Raw genomic sequence first — 17,090 nt, 5'->3', positions numbered from 1 at the left:
CTTCCGAAATTAAAAATCGAGCAGCTTTTCTTCGAGTTGTTCAGCACTGCTTCGCAGTTTATCGAGAAAACGGAGTTTGCGCACAGTGTCCGCCGCCACGTCCCAGGTCTCGTTGTTCAGTTGCTCCACCATCTGCTGATGGCGGGTATCGAACATGCCCTTCACGCGCGTGATGAAGCTTTCCAGACGCGCTTCGTCTTTGGCCTGTTCAATCTCATCCAGCTCTTCGCGAAGCTCCAGCTGTTCCATCAGAAACGCGGTGTCGCGCACGGTATGCTGTTCGCTCGCCAGATCGAAACCGTGGAGCGAGAGCAGATATTCTGCACGCGCCAGCGGATGGCGCAGCGTCTGCCAGGCCTGGTTGATGGTCGCAGATTGGGAAACCGCAGCCAATTGCTCAGACTGAGTACCACTCGCGAATTTATCCGGGTGATACTGACGCTGAAGATCCTGAAAACGGATCGTCAGCGCCTGGAGATCAATCGGGTATTGAGCGGGTAGTCCGAAGAGAGTGAAGTAATCCATAACAATCTCAGGGGTAGCCTGTTAGAAGAAACCCCACGCGCAGCAGAGCCACGGTGGGGTTATACCTTCTTACTTCGCGCTGCAGATGCGTTGTCTGCGCTCGTTCACCCCAGTCACTTACTTAAGTAAGCTCCCGGGGATTCACTCGCTTGCCGCCTTTCTGCAACGCGAATTAATCGGTATAACAGCGGAACGCGGTTAAACGTGGAAGCTTTCGCCGCAACCACACTCGTCTTTGACGTTCGGGTTCGTGAATTTGAACCCTTCGTTCAGGCCTTCTTTGACGAAGTCCAGCTGAGTGCCGTTGAGGAATTGCAGGCTTTTGCCATCGACCACCACCTTCACGCCCTTGTCTTCAAACACGGTGTCGTCAGACGCCGGCTCGTCAACAAACTCCAGTACGTAAGCCATACCAGAACAGCCGGAAGTACGTACGCCCAGTCGCAGGCCAAAGCCTTTACCACGGTTCGCCAGAAAAGAGCTTACTCGCGCGGCAGCGCTGTCGCTAAGGGTAATCGACATACTCAAACCTCAATTATTTTGCTTCACGTTTGCTTTTGTAATCCGCAATGGCGGCTTTGATCGCGTCTTCTGCCAGAATTGAACAGTGAATTTTCACCGGTGGCAGTTCGAGTTCTTCAGCAATATCCGTGTTCTTGATTGCCTGTGCTTCGTCCAGAGACTTGCCCTTCACCCATTCGGTAACCAGGGAGCTGGACGCGATAGCAGAACCGCAGCCGTAGGTCTTGAAGCGCGCGTCTTCAATGATACCTTCATTGTTGACTTTAATCTGCAACTTCATCACGTCGCCACACGCCGGTGCGCCAACCATGCCGCTACCGACAGATTCGTCGCTGTTGTCAAAAGAGCCAACGTTGCGCGGGTTCTCGTAATGATCGATGACTTTTTCGCTGTATGCCATGATTGAATTCTCCTTATGTACCGATTAGTGATGTGACCATTCAATGCTGTTCAGATCCACGCCCTGCTTGAACATTTCCCACAGTGGAGAAAGGTCGCGCAGACGGCCGATGGAGTTGCGAACCAGCTTGATGGTGTAGTCAATCTCTTCTTCGGTAGTGAAACGACCTAAAGAGAAACGGATAGAGCTGTGCGCCAGCTCATCGGTCATGCCCAGCGCGCGCAGCACGTAGGATGGCTCCAGGCTTGCAGACGTACAGGCAGAACCGGAAGAAACGGCCAAGTCTTTCAGCGCCATGATCAGCGATTCGCCTTCAACATAGTTGAAGCTGACGTTGAGGATGTTCGGAGCGCCCTGCTCGAGATCGCCGTTCAGATACACTTCTTCCATATCTTTCACGCCGTCCCACAGACGGTTACGCAGCGTGCGCAAGCGTGCCATCTCGGTTTCCATCTCTTCTTTCGCAATGCGGTACGCTTCGCCCATGCCCACGATCTGGTGAACAGGCAGCGTGCCGGAACGCATGCCGCGCTCGTGACCGCCGCCGTGCATCTGTGCTTCGATGCGGATACGCGGTTTACGACGAACGTACAGCGCGCCGATCCCTTTCGGGCCATAAATTTTGTGGCCGGAGAAGGACATCAGGTCCACTTTCAGCTGGCTCAGATCGATAGGCAGTTTGCCCACGCTCTGGGTCGCGTCAACGTGATAGATGATACCGCGCGCGCGGCACATTTCGCCGATGGTCGCGATGTCCTGAACGACGCCGATTTCGTTGTTAACGTGCATGATGGAAACCAGAATGGTGTCATCACGCATGGCCGCTTCGAGCTCTTTCAGGTCGATGATCCCGTTGCTCTGTGGCGCCAGGTAAGTCACTTCGTAACCTTCACGCTCCAGCTGGCGGCAGGTATCCAGCACGGCTTTGTGTTCGGTTTTGCTGGTGATGATGTGCTTGCCTTTTTTCTGATAAAAGTTGGCTGCACCTTTGATCGCCAGGTTGTCGGATTCGGTCGCACCGGAGGTGAAAACAATCTCACGCGGGTCGGCACCCACCAGGTCGGCAATCTGATTACGGGCGATATCAACCGCCTCTTCAGCATGCCAGCCAAAACGGTGTGAACGGGAAGCTGGGTTACCAAAGTTTCCGTCCAGGGTCAGACACTGCATCATTTTCTCGGCAACACGCGGGTCCACCGGCGTGGTTGCGGAGTAATCGAGATAAATCGGTAATTTCATTGCTCTTTAAACTCCGTACATCGCTTCAATGCAAGGAATCAGGCAACCGGCTGGATGTACGACCGAGTACGCGGGGCGTGACCGCCCCGGCCTGATTCTGAAATCTTTATCGTTTTATTACGCGCGCAGTTTGACGTCGATAGCGTCCTGCGCGCGGGTGCTGCGTTGGGAATCCTGACCGTGCTGACGACCAGAGACATCCAGAACTTCCTGGTTATTGACCAGTTCACCCAGGGTGATGTTGTTCAGGAAGCCGGTGAGACGGTCGCTCAGATCGCGCCACAGCGCGTGGGTCAGGCACTTATCGCCGCCCTGGCAGCCGCCTTTACCCTGGCAACGGGTCGCGTCAACGGATTCGTCAACTGCGCTAATCACTTCACCAACTGCAATACTGCCCGCGTCTTTACCCAACAGATAACCGCCGCCTGGGCCACGAACGCTGGAAACCAGTCCATTTTTACGCAGTCTGGAGAACAGCTGTTCCAGGTAAGAGAGGGAGATCCCTTGTCGTTCAGAAATATCAGCCAACGGAACCGGGCCCGCTTCGGAGTTGAGCGCAACGTCCAGCATCGCGGTCACGGCATAACGCCCTTTAGATGTCAGTCTCATGTCTTACTTAACCTCAAACTCGCCCCTGCCCGGGGTTTTTTATTGTAAAATGGGGGTATTGCATAGCAGGGCCAAGTCTGACATTCCTGACTAAAATGGTCAACTATTTACTTGACTGTTTTAGTCGGGTATTTAACGTTCCGTGCCTTCAAAATCCCGGTGCGGCCTGATGCCCTCACCCCAGCCCTCTCCCACGGGGAGAGGGGAAATCGACACTACTCTTTATTCTTCTGCTCAATCGACGCCAGAATCCCGCGCAGGATGTTAAGCTCCTGGCTTTCCGGGCGCGCGCGGGTAAACATGCGGCGCAGCTTGTTCATCACCTGGCCCGGGTGGCCTTCACGAATAAAGCCGGTTGAGAGCAGCGTCTGCTCCAGGTGACCGTAGAAGCGCTCAAGGTCGTCCACCAGCGGGTAGGCCGTTTCTTCTTTAGGCTCTACCTGTTTCTCCTGCTTCGCCAGCCACGCCATACGCACCTCATAGGCGATAACCTGCACCGCCATCGCCAGGTTCAGCGAGCTATATTCCGGGTTAGCCGCGATGGCGACGTGATAATGGCACTTCTGCAGCTCGTCGTTGGTCAGGCCAACGCGCTCGCGGCCAAACACCAGCGCAACCGGAGCCTGTTCCGCTTCTGAGACGCTTTTCAGGCCGCATTCGCGCGGGTCCAGCATCGGCCACGGCAGCGTGCGTGAACGCGCGCTGGTGCCAACAACGAGGCTGCAGCCGGCCAGCGCTTCGTCAAGGGTATCGACGATCTGAGCGTTGCCGATCACGTCGCTGGCACCGGCCGCCAGGGCGATAGCCTGCGAGTCAGGTTTGACCAGCGGGTTAACCAGCCACAGGTTCGTTAAGCCCATGGTTTTCATAGCGCGGGCAACGGAGCCCATGTTGCCGGTGTGCGATGTTTCGACCAGCACGATTCGAATGTTTTGCAGCATAATTTTTAATGTCTGAATTCAGCGTCTGAAGAATATTCCGGCATATTATCATAAACGGGAGACATAATCCGATCCCACTGCTATACTCTGCGCCGATTTTCCTGTTCTTTAACATCCAGTGAGAGAGACCGATGCATCCGATGCTGACCATCGCCGTGCGCGCAGCGCGCAAGGCGGGTAATGTAATTGCCAAACACTACGAAACGCCAGACTCCGTAGAAACCAGCCAGAAAGGCAGCAATGATTTCGTGACTAACGTCGATAAAGCCGCAGAAGCGATTATTATCGAAACGATCCGCAAATCTTACCCGCAGCACACCATCATCACCGAAGAAAGCGGTGAACATGAAGGTACCGATCAGGATGTTCAATGGGTTATCGATCCACTGGATGGCACCACCAACTTCGTCAAACGCCTGCCACACTTCTCTGTGTCTATCGCAGTACGCATTAAAGGCCGTACTGAAGTCGCCGTTGTTTACGATCCAATGCGTAACGAACTGTTCACCGCTACCCGCGGTCAGGGCGCACAGCTGAACGGCTACCGTCTGCGCTGCAGCAACGCACGCGATCTGGACGGCACCATTCTGGCGACCGGTTTCCCGTTCAAGGCGAAACAGCACGCGACCACCTATATGAATATCCTGGGCAAACTGTTCACCGAATGCGCGGACTTCCGCCGCACCGGTTCTGCCGCACTGGATCTGGCCTATGTAGCAACAGGCCGCGTTGACGGTTACTTCGAGCTGTCGCTGAAGCCGTGGGACTTTGCTGCGGGCGAGCTGATCGCACGTGAAGCAGGCGCCATCGTGTGTGATTTCACCGGCGGCCATAACTATATGTCTACCGGCAACGTCGTTGCAGGTAACCCACGCGTTGTTAAAGCCATGCTGGCCAACATGCGTGATGAACTGAGCGATGCGCTGAAGCGTTAATCCCGGTCATTCCCTCTCCCGTGGGAGAGGGAATCCCAACTAAAACGGCCGCAATCCTCTTCCCACCGGCATCGCGCTCATCCACATCGTCACCGCCGCAACCAGCAGAATCACCCCGCCCGCCAGCGCAAGCGTTGTCCACCCTACCTGCCGCCACAGCACCGGTGTTTTATTGCCGCTGAGTCTGACCGCAAGCTGACGGAAGCTGTGAACCAGCAGCGCTAAAGACGAAATGGTGAGAGACGTCCCTGCCGCCATCGCCAGCGCGGAGAGCATTCCCCAGCCAAACACGCCTATCACCTTGCTGAACAGCAGCACCATGATGGCCCCCGAACACGGGCGCATGCCCATCGAAAGAACAATCATCAGCCGCGCGCGCCAGTCGTCGCCGTTCTGCAATTGTTCCTGCGTGGGCAAATGCTGATGCCCGCAGCCGCAGTTTGCATCATGAACGTGGTGCGGCGTGAAGGTTTTGAATTTCGGTTTTTGCAGCAGCACGCGCAGCTTTTTCAGCGCCCGCCAGCAGAGGATCAGCCCCAGCACGCCCACCAGCGCGTAGCTTCCCTTCTCCAGCCAGAAACTGCTCATGTGCAGCTGGCGCGCGGGAAGCTGCAACAGCGAAAGCACGACTACGACGAGCGCAATCGCCACGCTGCCCTGAAGCAGCGAGGAGGCCAGCGTCAGCCCGATACTCGATTTCAGCTTCGACGGATGGGTGGCGAGCCAGGTCGTTATCACGATTTTGCCGTGCCCCGGCCCCAGCGCGTGCAGAACGCCATAGATAAAGCTGAACGCCAGCAGGGAACCACCCGCTTTGGTCGGGTTCTCGGCCACCGCCTTCAGCAGACCGCTCATCTGCTGGTTGACCTCACGCTGCCAGACGATGCTTTTCATCATGACCTGCGGCCAGGCCTGCCACAGCCAGAGCGAACCGCAAACGGCCAGCAGGAGAAAAAGCGCCAGCGGCCAGAGGTGCAGCCAGCGGCGCGGTTTCCGAACCGGAGAGGAGATCACTGACATTGTAACGTTACCTCCTGCGCGAACTGTTTACCCAACTCCATGTCCTCAGGCGGTGCATCTTCCTTATCAAGCGAGACCGCAAAGTTCAGCGTCTCCTCGCTGGGTTTCGGGGTGCGAACGCCAATTTTGCAGTTTTTTTGCAGAGCGTCCGGCAATCGTACGTCGCCGTCTTTGTCATAACGCATATCGACATAGTAGGTAGGATCAAAAGTGGAAAACGTGTACGTTTGCCCGGCCAGCGGCTGCGGATGCGCCAGCGGGAGCACAAACGTCAGCACCGCCTGATGCCCGTCACGCGTCATCCCGTATTCTGTTGGCCGGTTCAGAAATTTGACCTTTTGCCCGTTGTGCCAGAATTCCGTGAAGTAGTGCTGGCCGAGCACGTTGGCCATCACTTCCGCCGCCAGCTTTTTCCAGATTTCATCGCCGGGCTTCGCGTTTCCCGCATCATAGAGCAGATCGGCCGAGGTGATTTCATCCATCGTCCAGCGCATCTTCAGGCCGCTCAGCTGCGTGCCGTCGGTAACCAGCTCGGTCTGGAGGTCAATAAAACTGTGAGGGTGTGCGCTGGCGGTGAAGCTGATAACCGCCAAAAATAACGCCATCGCACTTTGTTTAACTGTTTGCATCAATTCCTCACGTCAAAAATTCTGTGATGTTCCCCAGCAATCCTGAGTGAAAGGCCTGCCGGCGCGCTTTTCAGCGCTCATCCTTTAGCTATTCTTATCAAACATTCACACTGGATACCCGACAGATGATGACGACGCTTGAAATTCCATCTGTGCTTTCCAGTTCGCAGCGCCGCTGCCAGGTGCTTTTGATGCTTTACCTGCCCGATGCTGCCGTCACCGCACAGAGCATAATTGCTGCCAACGGGGTGGACGACGCGATGGCACGGCAAGATATAGCCGAGACGCGCGATGAAATCCAGCGCTATCACCGGCTGGACATCGTCACGCACCACGACGGCAGCTACCGGATTGAAGGCACAGCCCTGAATCAGCGTTTATGCCTGCTGCACTGGCTGCGCCGGGCGCTGCGGCTTTGCCCGCAGTTTGTCTCGCACCAGTTTACCCCCGCATTAAAAACCGCGCTTAAACAACACGGCATTGCGCGGCCGCTGTACGACGATGCGAACCTGCGGGCGCTGATCGGCTTCTGCTCACGCAAGCTGCAGCGCCAGTTTGAATGCCGCGACGTCCAGTTTTTACAGCTCTATCTGCAATACTGTCTTATTCAGCACCAGCTCGGGAATACGCCACAGTTTTCTCACGTTCAGCGCAGCTGGACCCAGTCGAGAGGGGAGTATTTTACGGCCCAGGAGATCGTGCGTCACTGGAGACGTCGCGTGCCGCAGGGAGCGCACGGGGATGAACAGCTGTTTCTGGCGCTGCTGTTTATGATGCTCCGCACGCCCGATCCGGTGCTCGATAAACACCAGCAGGATCAGCGCTTGCGCCGGGCCATAGTGCGCATGGTCGCCCGTTTTCGCTCGCAGACCGGGATGAACTTCAGCGATGAGCAAGGGCTGACCGATCAGCTGTATATCCATCTTGCTCAGGCGCTGGACCGCTCGCTGTTTGAAATTGGCATCGACAATAGCCTGCCGGAGGAGATCCATCGTCTCTATCCCCGGCTGTTACGCACCACGAAGGAAGCGCTGTTTGAGCTGGAAGCGGAGTTTGGGCTGCGTTTTTCTGATGAAGAGATGAGTCTTGTCGCGGTGATTTTCGGCGCCTGGCTGATGCAGGAGACCGATCTGCACGAAAAACAGGTGATCCTGCTGACGGGAGACGATAAAGCCAGCGAGGACCTGATTGAACAGCAGCTTCGCGAGCTGACGCTGCTGCCGCTTAATATTCGCTATCTGACGCTGCAGGCTTTCCAGAAAGAGGGGGCACCGCGCGAGGCCGCGCTGGTTATCACCCCCTACCCTACCGTCCTGCCGCTGTTCTCGCCGCCGCTGATTCATGCCGTTGAAACATTGAACGCGCAGCAGCAAGAACATATTCGCGCCATGCTGGAATCATAGCGGCGCGCGAGCGGCCACTTTCGGGCGAACAACAATGGCGGGTAAGGCGACCAGCGCCATCACCCAGAAGACGCCATGCCCCAGATGCTGGTAGAGGAACCCCGCAAAGACCGTCATGATCGCGATACTGCCCCCCATCGCGACCGCCGAGTAGACGGCCTGCAGGCGAATAACGTCTCCGCCCTCGCGCGCTGCGATGTAGCGCATGGCCGCCAGATGGCACACGGTAAAGGTGCCGCAGTGGAGAATTTGCGCCACTATCAGCCACGGCAGATCGGTCGTCCAGCCCATAATCCCCCAGCGCGCCACGCCGCACACGGCGGAAAGCAGCAGGAGGTCTCGCGCGCCAAAGCGACGGAACAGCTTCTTGCTCAGGGCGAAAATAATGACTTCGGCCACTACCCCCAGCGACCACAGATAGCCCACTGCGGAAGCAGAATATCCCGCCCCCTGCCAGTAGATGGCGCTGAAGCCATAGTACGCCGCATGCGCCCCCTGAAGCAGACAGACACACGCCAGAAAACGCCAGCTCTGGGCCACCAGGCTCCGCCAGGCGGGCCAGCCTGCGCTCTCCTGATGGCGGCTTTCCCCTTGCGGCATCACCGACGGACGCAGCAGCATACCCAGCAGCATCGAGGCAATACCGATACTCAGCAGGGCGAGAATGGCGCGGTAATCGTAAAGGCTGACCAGTTTGCCCACCAGCGCGGAACCAATCACAAAGGCAATTGAGCCCCACAGGCGCACGCGGCCGTAGTCCATGGTGATCTGCTTTTGCCAGGTGTTCGCCAGGGCATCCGTCAGCGGTACCAGCGGTGAGAAGAACAGGTTAAAGCCGACCATCACCACCATCAGCCAGGCAAACTGGTGGCTGACCCAGAAGCAGGCAACAAAGACCAGCGTCAGCAAAGCAAGAATGCGCACGGCCTTGATCAGTAAGGAGGGATCGCTGACGCGCGGGGCAATCAGCAGGCTGCCGAGGAAACGCGCCACCAGCCCGGCCCCCAGCAGGACACCGATAGTCTCAGGAGTCAGGCCGATACCCTTGAGCCAGACGCTCCAGAAAGGCAGAAAAATACCGTAGCTAAAGAAATAGGTGAAATAACTGAGCGCCAGCCAGCGCGTGGAATGCAAGACCATGAATCCCTCCCGAAATCGAGGCCATAGTCTGGCGAGAATATAAAAATTAAGCAAGTAGATAGCCTGCTATAAATTAACGAAAAATTAACATCTTGTGCAGTCGTCTGGCTTATGGCAGGGAATGAAAATATGTATTACGTTTAAATTACTCCACTTGCAGAGGTTTTTCTGCCATGAACTCACTACGTTATTTCGATTTCGGTCAGTCACGTCACCTGCTGCTGCTGATTGGCCGCATCGCGCTTGTCGTGCTGTTTATTATCTTTGGTTATCCAAAACTGACGGGGTTTAGCGGCACCGTACAATATATGACCTCGCTGGGTGCGCCGATGCCCATGCTGGCGGCCATTATTGCGGTGGTGATGGAAGTGCCTGCCGCTATCCTGATCGTGCTGGGCTTTTTCACCCGTCCTCTCGCGGTACTGTTTGTATTCTATACCCTCGGAACCGCGGTGATTGGGCACCACTACTGGGATATGACCGGTGATGCGGTCGTACCGAATATGATTAACTTCTATAAGAACGTCAGTATTGCTGGCGCCTTTATTTTACTGGCCATTGTTGGTCCGGGGGCTATTTCCCTCGACCGGCGTTAAGCCAAAAAAAAGCCGCAAGCGCGGCCTTTTTTATTTCTGCCAGGCAGAGGAATTACGCGTATACCGGGAAGCGTGCGCAGATATCCAGAACTTTACCTTTGACGCGCTCGATAACCGCTTCGTCATTGATGTTGTCCAGAACGTCACACATCCAGCCAGCCAGCTCTTTCACTTCCGCTTCTTTGAAGCCGCGGCGAGTCACGGCCGGAGAACCGATACGGATACCGGAAGTCACGAACGGGCTCTTCGGATCGTTTGGCACGCTGTTTTTGTTCACGGTGATGTTGGCGCGGCCCAGGGCTGCGTCAGCTTCTTTACCGGTCAGGTTCTTATCAACCAGATCCAGCAGGAACAGGTGGTTTTCAGTACCGCCGGAGACCACTTTGTAGCCACGGTTCAGGAACACTTCCACCATCGCTTTGGCGTTCTTAGCAACCTGCTGCTGATAAACCTTGAATTCTGGCTCCATCGCTTCTTTCAGCGCTACCGCTTTAGCCGCGATAACGTGCATCAGCGGGCCGCCCTGCGCGCTTGGGAATACAGCGGAGTTCAGTTTTTTGTACAGCTCTTCGTCACCGCCTTTCGCCAGGATCAGGCCACCGCGTGGACCCGCCAGGGTTTTGTGGGTGGTGGTGGTCACAACGTGAGCGTGTGGAACCGGGTTCGGGTAAACGCCAGCGGCAATCAGACCCGCAACGTGCGCCATGTCGACGAACAGGTAAGCACCAATGCTGTCTGCGATTTCACGCATTTTTGCCCAGTCAACGATACCGGAGTAAGCAGAGAAGCCACCGATGATCATCTTCGGTTTGTGCTCTTTAGCCTGCTTCGCCATGTCTTCATAGTCAATTTTGCCGGACTCATCAATACCGTAAGGGATGATGTTGTACAGTTTGCCGGAGAAGTTAACCGGGGAGCCGTGAGTCAGGTGGCCGCCCTGCGCCAGGTTCATACCCAGAACGGTATCGCCCGGCTGCAGCAGCGCGGTGTAGACCGCGAAGTTAGCCTGAGAGCCAGAGTGCGGCTGCACGTTCGCGTAGTCAGCGCCAAAGAGTTCTTTCGCACGGTCGATAGCCAGCTGCTCAACGATATCCACGTACTCGCAACCGCCGTAGTAGCGTTTGCCCGGGTAACCTTCAGCATATTTGTTAGTCAGCTGAGAACCCTGCGCCTGCATGACGCGCGGGCTGGTGTAGTTTTCGGAGGCGATCAGTTCGATGTGCTCTTCCTGACGTACTTTTTCCTGCTCCATAGCCTGCCACAGTTCGGCATCATAATCGGCAATGTTCATTTCACGCTTTAACATCCGCATCTCCTGACTCAGCTAACAAGTAAATTTTGGCCTGAAAAGGCAGTCCTGTTGGACGACGGGCAACAGTATAACTGATTAGTTCTGTGATAACAGGTCTTGACAAACGATTTTACGCAAACGTTTTCCTTCGCGCCACGCAAGGGTTTGAGGAATAAAGCTCTCGCCCTTTCCAGCGGATTTCTTTTCAGGTTTGTGATGCATATTTTTCATCTTGCAAAGAACCATTTACAACGCAGGGGTATTTTTTATAAGATGCATTTAAAATACATCATTAAAGTCACATCGGAAGGAAGCTGCCATGCTCGACGCTCAAACCATCGCTACCGTTAAAGCCACCATCCCCCTGCTGGTGGAAACCGGCCCTAAACTCACTGCCCATTTCTACGATCGCATGTTCACGCATAACCCGGAGCTCAAAGAAATTTTCAACATGAGCAACCAGCGTAACGGCGATCAGCGCGAAGCGCTTTTCAACGCCATCGCGGCCTACGCCAGCAATATTGAAAACCTGGCGGCACTGCTGCCCGCGGTGGAAAAAATCGCGCAGAAACACACCAGCTTCCAGATCCAGCCCGAGCAGTACAACATTGTGGGTAGCCACCTGCTGGCAACGCTGGACGAGATGTTCAGCCCGGGCCAGGAGGTGCTGGACGCGTGGGGTAAAGCCTACGGCGTGCTGGCAAACGTGTTTATCAACCGCGAAACGCAGATCTACAGCGAAAACGCCAGCAAGAACGGCGGCTGGGAAGGCACGCGCGCCTTCCGCATCGTTGAGAAAACGCCGCGCAGCGCGCTGATTACCAGCTTTGAATTTGAGCCGGTGGACGGACAGCCGGTTGCCGATTACCAGCCGGGCCAGTATCTGGGCGTGTGGCTGAAGCCTGAAGGTTTCCCGCATCAGGAGATCCGCCAGTATTCTCTTACCCGCAAGCCAAACGGCAAAGGCTATCGCATTGCGGTGAAGCGTGAGGACGGCGGTCAGGTCTCCAACTGGCTCCACAACGAAGCTAACGTGGGCGACGTGATCCATCTGGCCGCGCCGGCGGGCGATTTCTTCATGGCCGTAGAAGCGAATACCCCGGTTACGCTGATCTCTGCGGGCGTCGGCCAAACGCCAATGCTGGCGATGCTCGATACGCTGGCGAAAGCCAATCACGGTGCGCAGGTCAACTGGTTCCACGCTGCGGATAACGGCGACGTGCACGCCTTTGCGGATGAAGTGAAAACGCTCGGGGCGTCCCTGCCGCGCTTCACCGCGCACACCTGGTATCGCCTGCCGACGGATGCAGACCGCGCGGCCGCACGGTTTGACACTGAAGGCCTGATGAATTTAAGCCAGATGGAAGGGGCGTTTAGCGCGCCAGACATGCAGTTCTACGTCTGCGGGCCGGTAGCGTTTATGCAGTATGCCGCCCAGCAGCTGGTGGATCTGGGCGTGAACAAAGACAACATTCACTACGAATGTTTCGGGCCGCATAAGGTGCTGTAATGAAAAAGCCCCTCGTTCGAGGGGCTTTTTTTTCGCCGGGTGGTTGCACCTTACCCGGCCTACAAAACCGTTGGTATTGTTAAATCGCGGCGTCGTCTTCTTCGCCGGTACGGATACGGATCACGCGCGCCACGTCAAAGACGAAGATTTTACCGTCGCCGATTTTGCCCGTCTGCGCGGTGCGGATAATGGTATCCACGCAGGTATCGACGATATCGTCGCTGACCACGATTTCAATTTTTACTTTCGGCAGAAAGTCGACCATGTATTCTGCGCCACGGTAAAGCTCGGTGTGGCCCTTCTGACGACCAAAACCTTTCACTTCCGTCACGGTCATCCCGGTGATGCCGACTTCCGCCAGCGCTTCACGCACGTCATCCAGTTTGAAAGGTTTAATAATCGCATCAATCTTTTTCATGGTGGGTCCTTAAACTCTTGCCTGTAAGCTGCCTCGTAATCGATTGCTCACAGTATCATACGGCATTACTCTTTAAAATCGTTTGCTTCCAGCTCGTGGCGCGACAGCAGCTTGTAGAACTCGGTGCGGTTGCGTCCGGCCATGCGCGCCGCGTGGGTCACGTTGCCTTTGGTTATCTGCAATAGCTTGCGCAGATAGTTCAGCTCGAACTGATTCCGCGCTTCCGCAAACGTCGGCAGGGCCGTGTTTTCCCCTTCCAGCGCCTGCTCCACCAGCGCATCGCTGATCACCGGTGAGGAGGTCAGCGCCACGCACTGCTCAATCACGTTCACCAGCTGGCGCACGTTACCCGGCCAGCCTGCGGCCATCAGCCGCTTCATCGCGTCGGTGGAAAACGCGCGCACGAACGGTTTATGGCGATCGGCCGCCTGGCGCAAAAGATGGTTCGCCAGCAGCGGAATGTCTTCCGCGCGCTCCGCCAGCGCCGGGATCTTCAGATTCACCACGTTCAGACGGTAGTAGAGATCTTCGCGAAACTCGTTGCGCGCCATCACTTTTGGCAAGTCGCGGTGGGTGGCGGAAATAATGCGCACATTAATATCGATATCGCGGTTGCTGCCCAGCGGGCGAACTTTTCGCTCCTGCAACACGCGCAGCAGTTTGACCTGCAGCGGTGCGGGCATGTCGCCAATCTCGTCCAGGAACAGCGTGCCGCCTTCCGCGGCCTGGAACAGCCCTTCCCGGCTGCTCACCGCGCCGGTGAATGCGCCGCGGGCGTGTCCAAACAGTTCAGATTCGAGCAGCTGTTCCGGAAGCGCGCCGCAGTTAATGGCGATAAAGGCGTTTTTACTGCGCGGGCTGGCGTTATGGATCGCCTGCGCCAGGATCTCTTTCCCGGTTCCGCTCTGGCCGTTGATGAGCACGCTGACGTCGGACTGCGCCACCATCCGGGCCTGTTCAAGCAGACGCAGCATAATGGGGCTGCGGGTGACGATGGACTCCCGCCACGCTTCATCCCCCGCCGGGGCGGCATGTTCCAGCGCGCTGTCGATAGCCTTATACAGCGCGTCTTTGTCCACCGGCTTGGTCAGGAAGCTGAAGACCCCCTGCTGCGTCGCGGCAACCGCATCCGGGATCGACCCGTGCGCCGTCAGGATAATCACGGGCATACCCGGCTGCTGCTTCTGGATCTCCGCGAACAGCTGCAGGCCATCCATTTCGTCCATCCGCAGGTCGCTTATCACCAGATCGATTTTCTCGCGGCTGAGGATTTTTAGCCCTTCCAGCCCGCTTTCAGCGGTCACGACGCTGTAGCCTTCGCTCACCAGACGCATCCCCAGCAGCTTTAACAGCCCGGGATCGTCATCCACCAGTAAAAGATGGGCAGGTTTACGGCTCGTCATGCTTCACATCCTCTTGTTTCGGCGTATCGCTGTCCGGTGCAGCGGATGAGCTCCCCGGCTGATATTTACGCGACGAGAGCTGCCTTTCGATATCGGTCAGGTTTTCCAGCTTACGCGTCGTGGTATCCAGCTGCGTACGTAAATGTTGCTGCTGTTGACGCAGCGTATCAAGCTCGCTGTCGGTTGACTGCTGCAGCTTGCTGTAGCGGGAGCGCTCTTCAGACAGCTGAAGCTGTAATGTCTGCCCATCGCGCCAGAGCTGGTATACCGGGCGTACCTGCACGGGAAGATTGACCACGTACGTGTCCAGTCGGGTCACATTGACGCGACGTTCAACGGGGGTAATTTTCGCATCTGCGAGTAAAATCCCGCGCTTGAAAGCGTCCTGCCAGGTGTCGTCATCCAGCATCGCCGCCTTCGAGCGGGCGTCTACCGGCGCCAGACGCTGGGCGCAATCTATCCCACGCAGCCAGAACAGCGGGTTGCTTTCAACGTCATGTCCTGACAGGTTCCAGATGTCGTCACAGCGGGTTGAGAGGAAGTCTGCCAGCTGGTTATCGGGCCATTTATCTTCCTGTTTATCGCTAATGGCACTTTGTGGCGCATGGGAAACACACCCTGCCAGAAATAAACAGGGCAGGCTCAGGCGAAGCGTTTTGCTGGAAAACACCGCACGTACGGCGCGGAAAAAGACGTGTGACATACTCACCAGACATAGATTCATTTTATTGATTTTTCCGGCTCACGGGCAGTTCGATACGGAAGCAAACATCTGAACGTTCGTCCGCGGCAATGTTTAGCTCACCCTGCATGCGTCGTATGCAGTCCCGGGCGATGCTCAAGCCCAGACCGCTTCCTTTAACCGCGCCTTTCCGCTGATGACTTCCCTGGAAAAAGGGTTCGAAGATCATGGTTTTTTCGTCATCGGGGATCGGGGTGCCGGTGTTTGCGACGTCAATAAACACCCGTGAACCATTCGTATTACTTCGGATATAAATGTTACCGGATTCAGTACCATAGTGCACCGCATTGGAGTAAAGATTATCCAGAACGCTCATCAGCAGCATGGGTTCAGCCAGGCACGCAGGCGCATTCAGCTCGACGCCGGTATGCATCATTTTAGCTCTTGCTGGCAAGCTGTGGGCGGAGATCACCATATCCACCAGCGGCTCAATCTCAACGTTTTCCAGTACAACCGCCCCGTCAGCCAGCTTGCGGTTGTAATCCAGCAGTTGCTCAATCAGCTTTTGCAGATTGCGGCTGCTGTTATCCAGGATCTCGACAATTTCTTTCTGTTCTGGCGTAAGGGGCCCGGCCACTTCGTCCGCCAGCAGCTCCGTCCCTTCGCGCATGCTGGCCAGCGGCGTTTTAAGCTCATGAGAGATATGGCGCAGGAACTGATGGCGCTGTGATTCGAGCCACGCCAGGCGCTCGGACAGCCAGATAATGCGCTGGCCTACGGATCGCAGCTCGCGGGGACCTTTAAAGGCGACCGTATCCCCGAGCGATTTCCCCTCCCCCAGGCGGTTGATCATACGCTGGATACCCTTTACCGGGCCGATGATCATGCGGGTAAAGAGCAGTACCAGCCCGAGGCTCACCAGGAACAGCACCAGCGCCTGCCAGCCGAAAAACTGGCCACGCTCGGCAATCTCCTGCTGGAGCTGCTGGCCGCGAGAGAAAATCACCGCGCGCGTAGACTGCACCATCTCGGTATTGGCGCTGGCAAAAGCTTCGAGGCGCGCGGCGGCAACGGCATCCGGGCCGCTGTTGCTGCACTGCAGTTGCGCGAGATCGTTTAAATCCTGACGCAACGCCTGATAGAGCTTGTCATCAGGTAAGACCCCCGCGTGAGCGTCCAGCATTTCGCTGTAGCGTTTACGCTGGCTCTGATAAACCTTTTCCAGCGTCCGATCGTCAAGCACGCAATACTGACGATAGCTGCGCTCCATCTCCAGCGCGGCGTTGGTCATCGCTTCACTGCGTCTGGCGTCGATGAGCGTCGTACGGTTGGTCAAAGCCGCCTGCGCGCTCAGCGCGTTCAGGCTTTGCCACGCCTGCCAGGCAAGGATCAGCAGCGGCAGCAGGATCAGCAGGAAGGCCATCATGACGAGCTGCCGCAGGGAGCGGGGGAAAACGGGCCAGCGTTTCAACGCATTACTCTCTTAATGGGGGTTTACGCAGAGCGTAACTGAGTCTGCCCTTCAGATACAACAAAGCCGGGTAAAAACCCGGCTTTGTCATGGAATGAGGCGGTGCCTAACTCGACGTTTCGCCCTGGCCTGATAAAGCATCGCTATGATCAGTAGTTGGACGGCAGGCACCTTTTTGTGCGTCATTCGGAGTTTATGTAGCGCGTCCCGAAGGGGCTGACATAAGAAGGTGAATGAGCCACTGGTTAATATTATGCAACACCCGTGCCAGAATGCAAAACAAAATATTAACAGTTTGAAATATATGATTTTTACTCGTTTATCACGTTAATTATCGGTTGAATGATTTTCAGGCT

18 protein-coding genes are annotated in these 17,090 nt (G+C 56.2%); 4 read left to right on the top strand and 14 right to left on the bottom strand.

The window, feature by feature from the left end:
* Positions 1-9 precede the first annotated feature (9 nt).
* From hscB to trmJ, 6 genes are all read right to left on the bottom strand, one after another.
* A complete protein-coding gene (hscB, locus tag USF70_RS10225; RefSeq protein ID WP_039263745.1) occupies positions 10-525 on the bottom strand; it encodes a co-chaperone HscB in 516 nt (171 codons plus the stop codon).
* A 198-nt stretch (positions 526-723) separates the two neighbouring features.
* Entirely contained in the window at positions 724-1,047 is a 324-nt protein-coding gene (gene iscA, locus USF70_RS10220) for an iron-sulfur cluster assembly protein IscA (protein ID WP_003860659.1), read from the bottom strand.
* 13 nt (positions 1,048-1,060) lie between these two features.
* Positions 1,061-1,447, bottom strand: coding sequence for a Fe-S cluster assembly scaffold IscU (gene iscU, locus USF70_RS10215; RefSeq protein ID WP_003860661.1), 387 nt, complete (start codon positions 1,445-1,447; stop codon positions 1,061-1,063).
* 24 nt (positions 1,448-1,471) lie between these two features.
* Positions 1,472-2,686, bottom strand: a complete 1,215-nt coding sequence (gene iscS, locus USF70_RS10210) for a cysteine desulfurase (RefSeq protein WP_008502157.1) — start codon at positions 2,684-2,686, stop codon at positions 1,472-1,474.
* 117 nt (positions 2,687-2,803) lie between these two features.
* The gene (gene iscR, locus USF70_RS10205; RefSeq protein WP_023308826.1) at positions 2,804-3,295 is read right to left on the bottom strand and encodes a Fe-S cluster assembly transcriptional regulator IscR; all 492 of its coding nucleotides are present in this window, start codon (positions 3,293-3,295) and stop codon (positions 2,804-2,806) included.
* A gap of 215 nt (positions 3,296-3,510) precedes the next feature.
* A complete protein-coding gene (gene trmJ / locus USF70_RS10200; protein WP_219940094.1) occupies positions 3,511-4,236 on the bottom strand; it encodes a tRNA (cytosine(32)/uridine(32)-2'-O)-methyltransferase TrmJ in 726 nt (241 codons plus the stop codon).
* Between the two features lie 131 nt (positions 4,237-4,367).
* On the opposite strand from trmJ, the gene suhB reads away from it, so the two are divergent.
* Entirely contained in the window at positions 4,368-5,171 is an 804-nt protein-coding gene (gene suhB, locus USF70_RS10195; protein WP_023308828.1) for an inositol-1-monophosphatase, read from the top strand.
* 39 nt (positions 5,172-5,210) lie between these two features.
* Here the strand turns inward: suhB and USF70_RS10190 are convergent, their stop codons facing one another.
* Positions 5,211-6,191, bottom strand: a complete 981-nt coding sequence (locus tag USF70_RS10190) for a nickel/cobalt transporter (protein WP_058841756.1) — start codon at positions 6,189-6,191, stop codon at positions 5,211-5,213.
* The gene (locus USF70_RS10185; protein ID WP_167819328.1) at positions 6,182-6,820 is read right to left on the bottom strand and encodes a DUF1007 family protein; all 639 of its coding nucleotides are present in this window, start codon (positions 6,818-6,820) and stop codon (positions 6,182-6,184) included. Before USF70_RS10185 ends, USF70_RS10190 begins: the two co-directional genes overlap by 10 nt.
* A 125-nt stretch (positions 6,821-6,945) precedes the next feature.
* Here USF70_RS10185 and csiE point away from each other — a divergent pair, with 125 nt between their 5' ends.
* Entirely contained in the window at positions 6,946-8,223 is a 1,278-nt protein-coding gene (gene csiE / locus USF70_RS10180) for a stationary phase inducible protein CsiE (RefSeq protein ID WP_047173875.1), read from the top strand.
* Here the strand turns inward: csiE and USF70_RS10175 are convergent.
* Entirely contained in the window at positions 8,218-9,363 is a 1,146-nt protein-coding gene (locus USF70_RS10175) for a 3-phenylpropionate MFS transporter (RefSeq protein WP_039263750.1), read from the bottom strand. The genes csiE and USF70_RS10175 overlap by 6 nt on opposite strands.
* Before the next feature lie 173 nt (positions 9,364-9,536).
* Between USF70_RS10175 and USF70_RS10170 the strand changes: the two genes are divergently transcribed.
* Positions 9,537-9,959, top strand: coding sequence for a DoxX family protein (locus USF70_RS10170; protein WP_032659464.1), 423 nt, complete (start codon positions 9,537-9,539; stop codon positions 9,957-9,959).
* A 52-nt stretch (positions 9,960-10,011) separates the two neighbouring features.
* Here USF70_RS10170 and glyA read toward each other — a convergent pair whose 3' ends face one another.
* Positions 10,012-11,265 carry a serine hydroxymethyltransferase gene (glyA, locus tag USF70_RS10165; protein ID WP_008502165.1) on the bottom strand — a complete coding sequence of 418 codons (1,254 nt, stop codon included), beginning with the start codon at positions 11,263-11,265 and terminating at the stop codon, positions 10,012-10,014.
* A 304-nt stretch (positions 11,266-11,569) separates the two neighbouring features.
* Here glyA and hmpA point away from each other — a divergent pair, with 304 nt between their 5' ends.
* Positions 11,570-12,760 carry an NO-inducible flavohemoprotein gene (hmpA, locus tag USF70_RS10160; protein ID WP_167819331.1) on the top strand — a complete coding sequence of 397 codons (1,191 nt, stop codon included), beginning with the start codon at positions 11,570-11,572 and terminating at the stop codon, positions 12,758-12,760.
* A 79-nt stretch (positions 12,761-12,839) separates the two neighbouring features.
* On the opposite strand, the gene glnB is transcribed toward hmpA, so the two are convergent.
* The 4 genes from glnB to qseE form a co-directional block, all read right to left on the bottom strand.
* Complete coding sequence (gene glnB, locus USF70_RS10155) at positions 12,840-13,178, bottom strand: nitrogen regulatory protein P-II (RefSeq protein WP_003860685.1); 339 nt, start codon at positions 13,176-13,178, stop codon at positions 12,840-12,842.
* Between the two features lie 65 nt (positions 13,179-13,243).
* Positions 13,244-14,581: a two-component system response regulator GlrR gene (gene glrR / locus USF70_RS10150; RefSeq protein ID WP_023308835.1), complete on the bottom strand. Its 1,338-nt coding sequence runs from the start codon at positions 14,579-14,581 to the stop codon at positions 13,244-13,246.
* Positions 14,568-15,305: a two-component system QseEF-associated lipoprotein QseG gene (qseG, locus tag USF70_RS10145; protein WP_033146230.1), complete on the bottom strand. Its 738-nt coding sequence runs from the start codon at positions 15,303-15,305 to the stop codon at positions 14,568-14,570. Before qseG ends, glrR begins: the two co-directional genes overlap by 14 nt.
* 1 nt (position 15,306) lies before the next feature.
* Complete coding sequence (qseE, locus tag USF70_RS10140; protein ID WP_033146231.1) at positions 15,307-16,734, bottom strand: two component system sensor histidine kinase QseE/GlrK; 1,428 nt, start codon at positions 16,732-16,734, stop codon at positions 15,307-15,309.
* Between the last annotated feature and the right edge of the window lie 356 nt (positions 16,735-17,090).

Origin of the sequence: Enterobacter sp. 237C8, from assembly GCF_034106865.1 — a bacterium.
In the GTDB taxonomy this organism is placed as follows: Bacteria; Pseudomonadota; Gammaproteobacteria; order Enterobacterales; family Enterobacteriaceae; genus Enterobacter; species Enterobacter asburiae_B.
This window is presented reverse-complemented; position numbering and strand designations above follow the sequence as displayed.

Excerpts from the sequence above, each read along its gene's own strand:
- USF70_RS10170 (WP_032659464.1), top strand. The coding sequence starts at position 9,537 with ATGAACTCACTACGTTATTTCGATTTCGGTCAGTCACGTCACCTGCTG.
- glyA (WP_008502165.1), bottom strand. The coding sequence starts at position 11,265 with ATGTTAAAGCGTGAAATGAACATTGCCGATTATGATGCCGAACTGTGG.
- trmJ (WP_219940094.1), bottom strand. The coding sequence starts at position 4,236 with ATGCTGCAAAACATTCGAATCGTGCTGGTCGAAACATCGCACACCGGC.
- USF70_RS10190 (WP_058841756.1), bottom strand. The coding sequence starts at position 6,191 with ATGTCAGTGATCTCCTCTCCGGTTCGGAAACCGCGCCGCTGGCTGCAC.
- iscS (WP_008502157.1), bottom strand. The coding sequence starts at position 2,686 with ATGAAATTACCGATTTATCTCGATTACTCCGCAACCACGCCGGTGGAC.
- hmpA (WP_167819331.1), top strand. The coding sequence starts at position 11,570 with ATGCTCGACGCTCAAACCATCGCTACCGTTAAAGCCACCATCCCCCTG.
- iscA (WP_003860659.1), bottom strand. The coding sequence starts at position 1,047 with ATGTCGATTACCCTTAGCGACAGCGCTGCCGCGCGAGTAAGCTCTTTT.
- iscR (WP_023308826.1), bottom strand. The coding sequence starts at position 3,295 with ATGAGACTGACATCTAAAGGGCGTTATGCCGTGACCGCGATGCTGGAC.
- iscU (WP_003860661.1), bottom strand. The coding sequence starts at position 1,447 with ATGGCATACAGCGAAAAAGTCATCGATCATTACGAGAACCCGCGCAAC.
- glnB (WP_003860685.1), bottom strand. The coding sequence starts at position 13,178 with ATGAAAAAGATTGATGCGATTATTAAACCTTTCAAACTGGATGACGTG.
- USF70_RS10175 (WP_039263750.1), bottom strand. The coding sequence starts at position 9,363 with ATGGTCTTGCATTCCACGCGCTGGCTGGCGCTCAGTTATTTCACCTAT.
- hscB (WP_039263745.1), bottom strand. The coding sequence starts at position 525 with ATGGATTACTTCACTCTCTTCGGACTACCCGCTCAATACCCGATTGAT.
- glrR (WP_023308835.1), bottom strand. The coding sequence starts at position 14,581 with ATGACGAGCCGTAAACCTGCCCATCTTTTACTGGTGGATGACGATCCC.
- USF70_RS10185 (WP_167819328.1), bottom strand. The coding sequence starts at position 6,820 with ATGCAAACAGTTAAACAAAGTGCGATGGCGTTATTTTTGGCGGTTATC.
- csiE (WP_047173875.1), top strand. The coding sequence starts at position 6,946 with ATGATGACGACGCTTGAAATTCCATCTGTGCTTTCCAGTTCGCAGCGC.
- suhB (WP_023308828.1), top strand. The coding sequence starts at position 4,368 with ATGCATCCGATGCTGACCATCGCCGTGCGCGCAGCGCGCAAGGCGGGT.
- qseG (WP_033146230.1), bottom strand. The coding sequence starts at position 15,305 with ATGAATCTATGTCTGGTGAGTATGTCACACGTCTTTTTCCGCGCCGTA.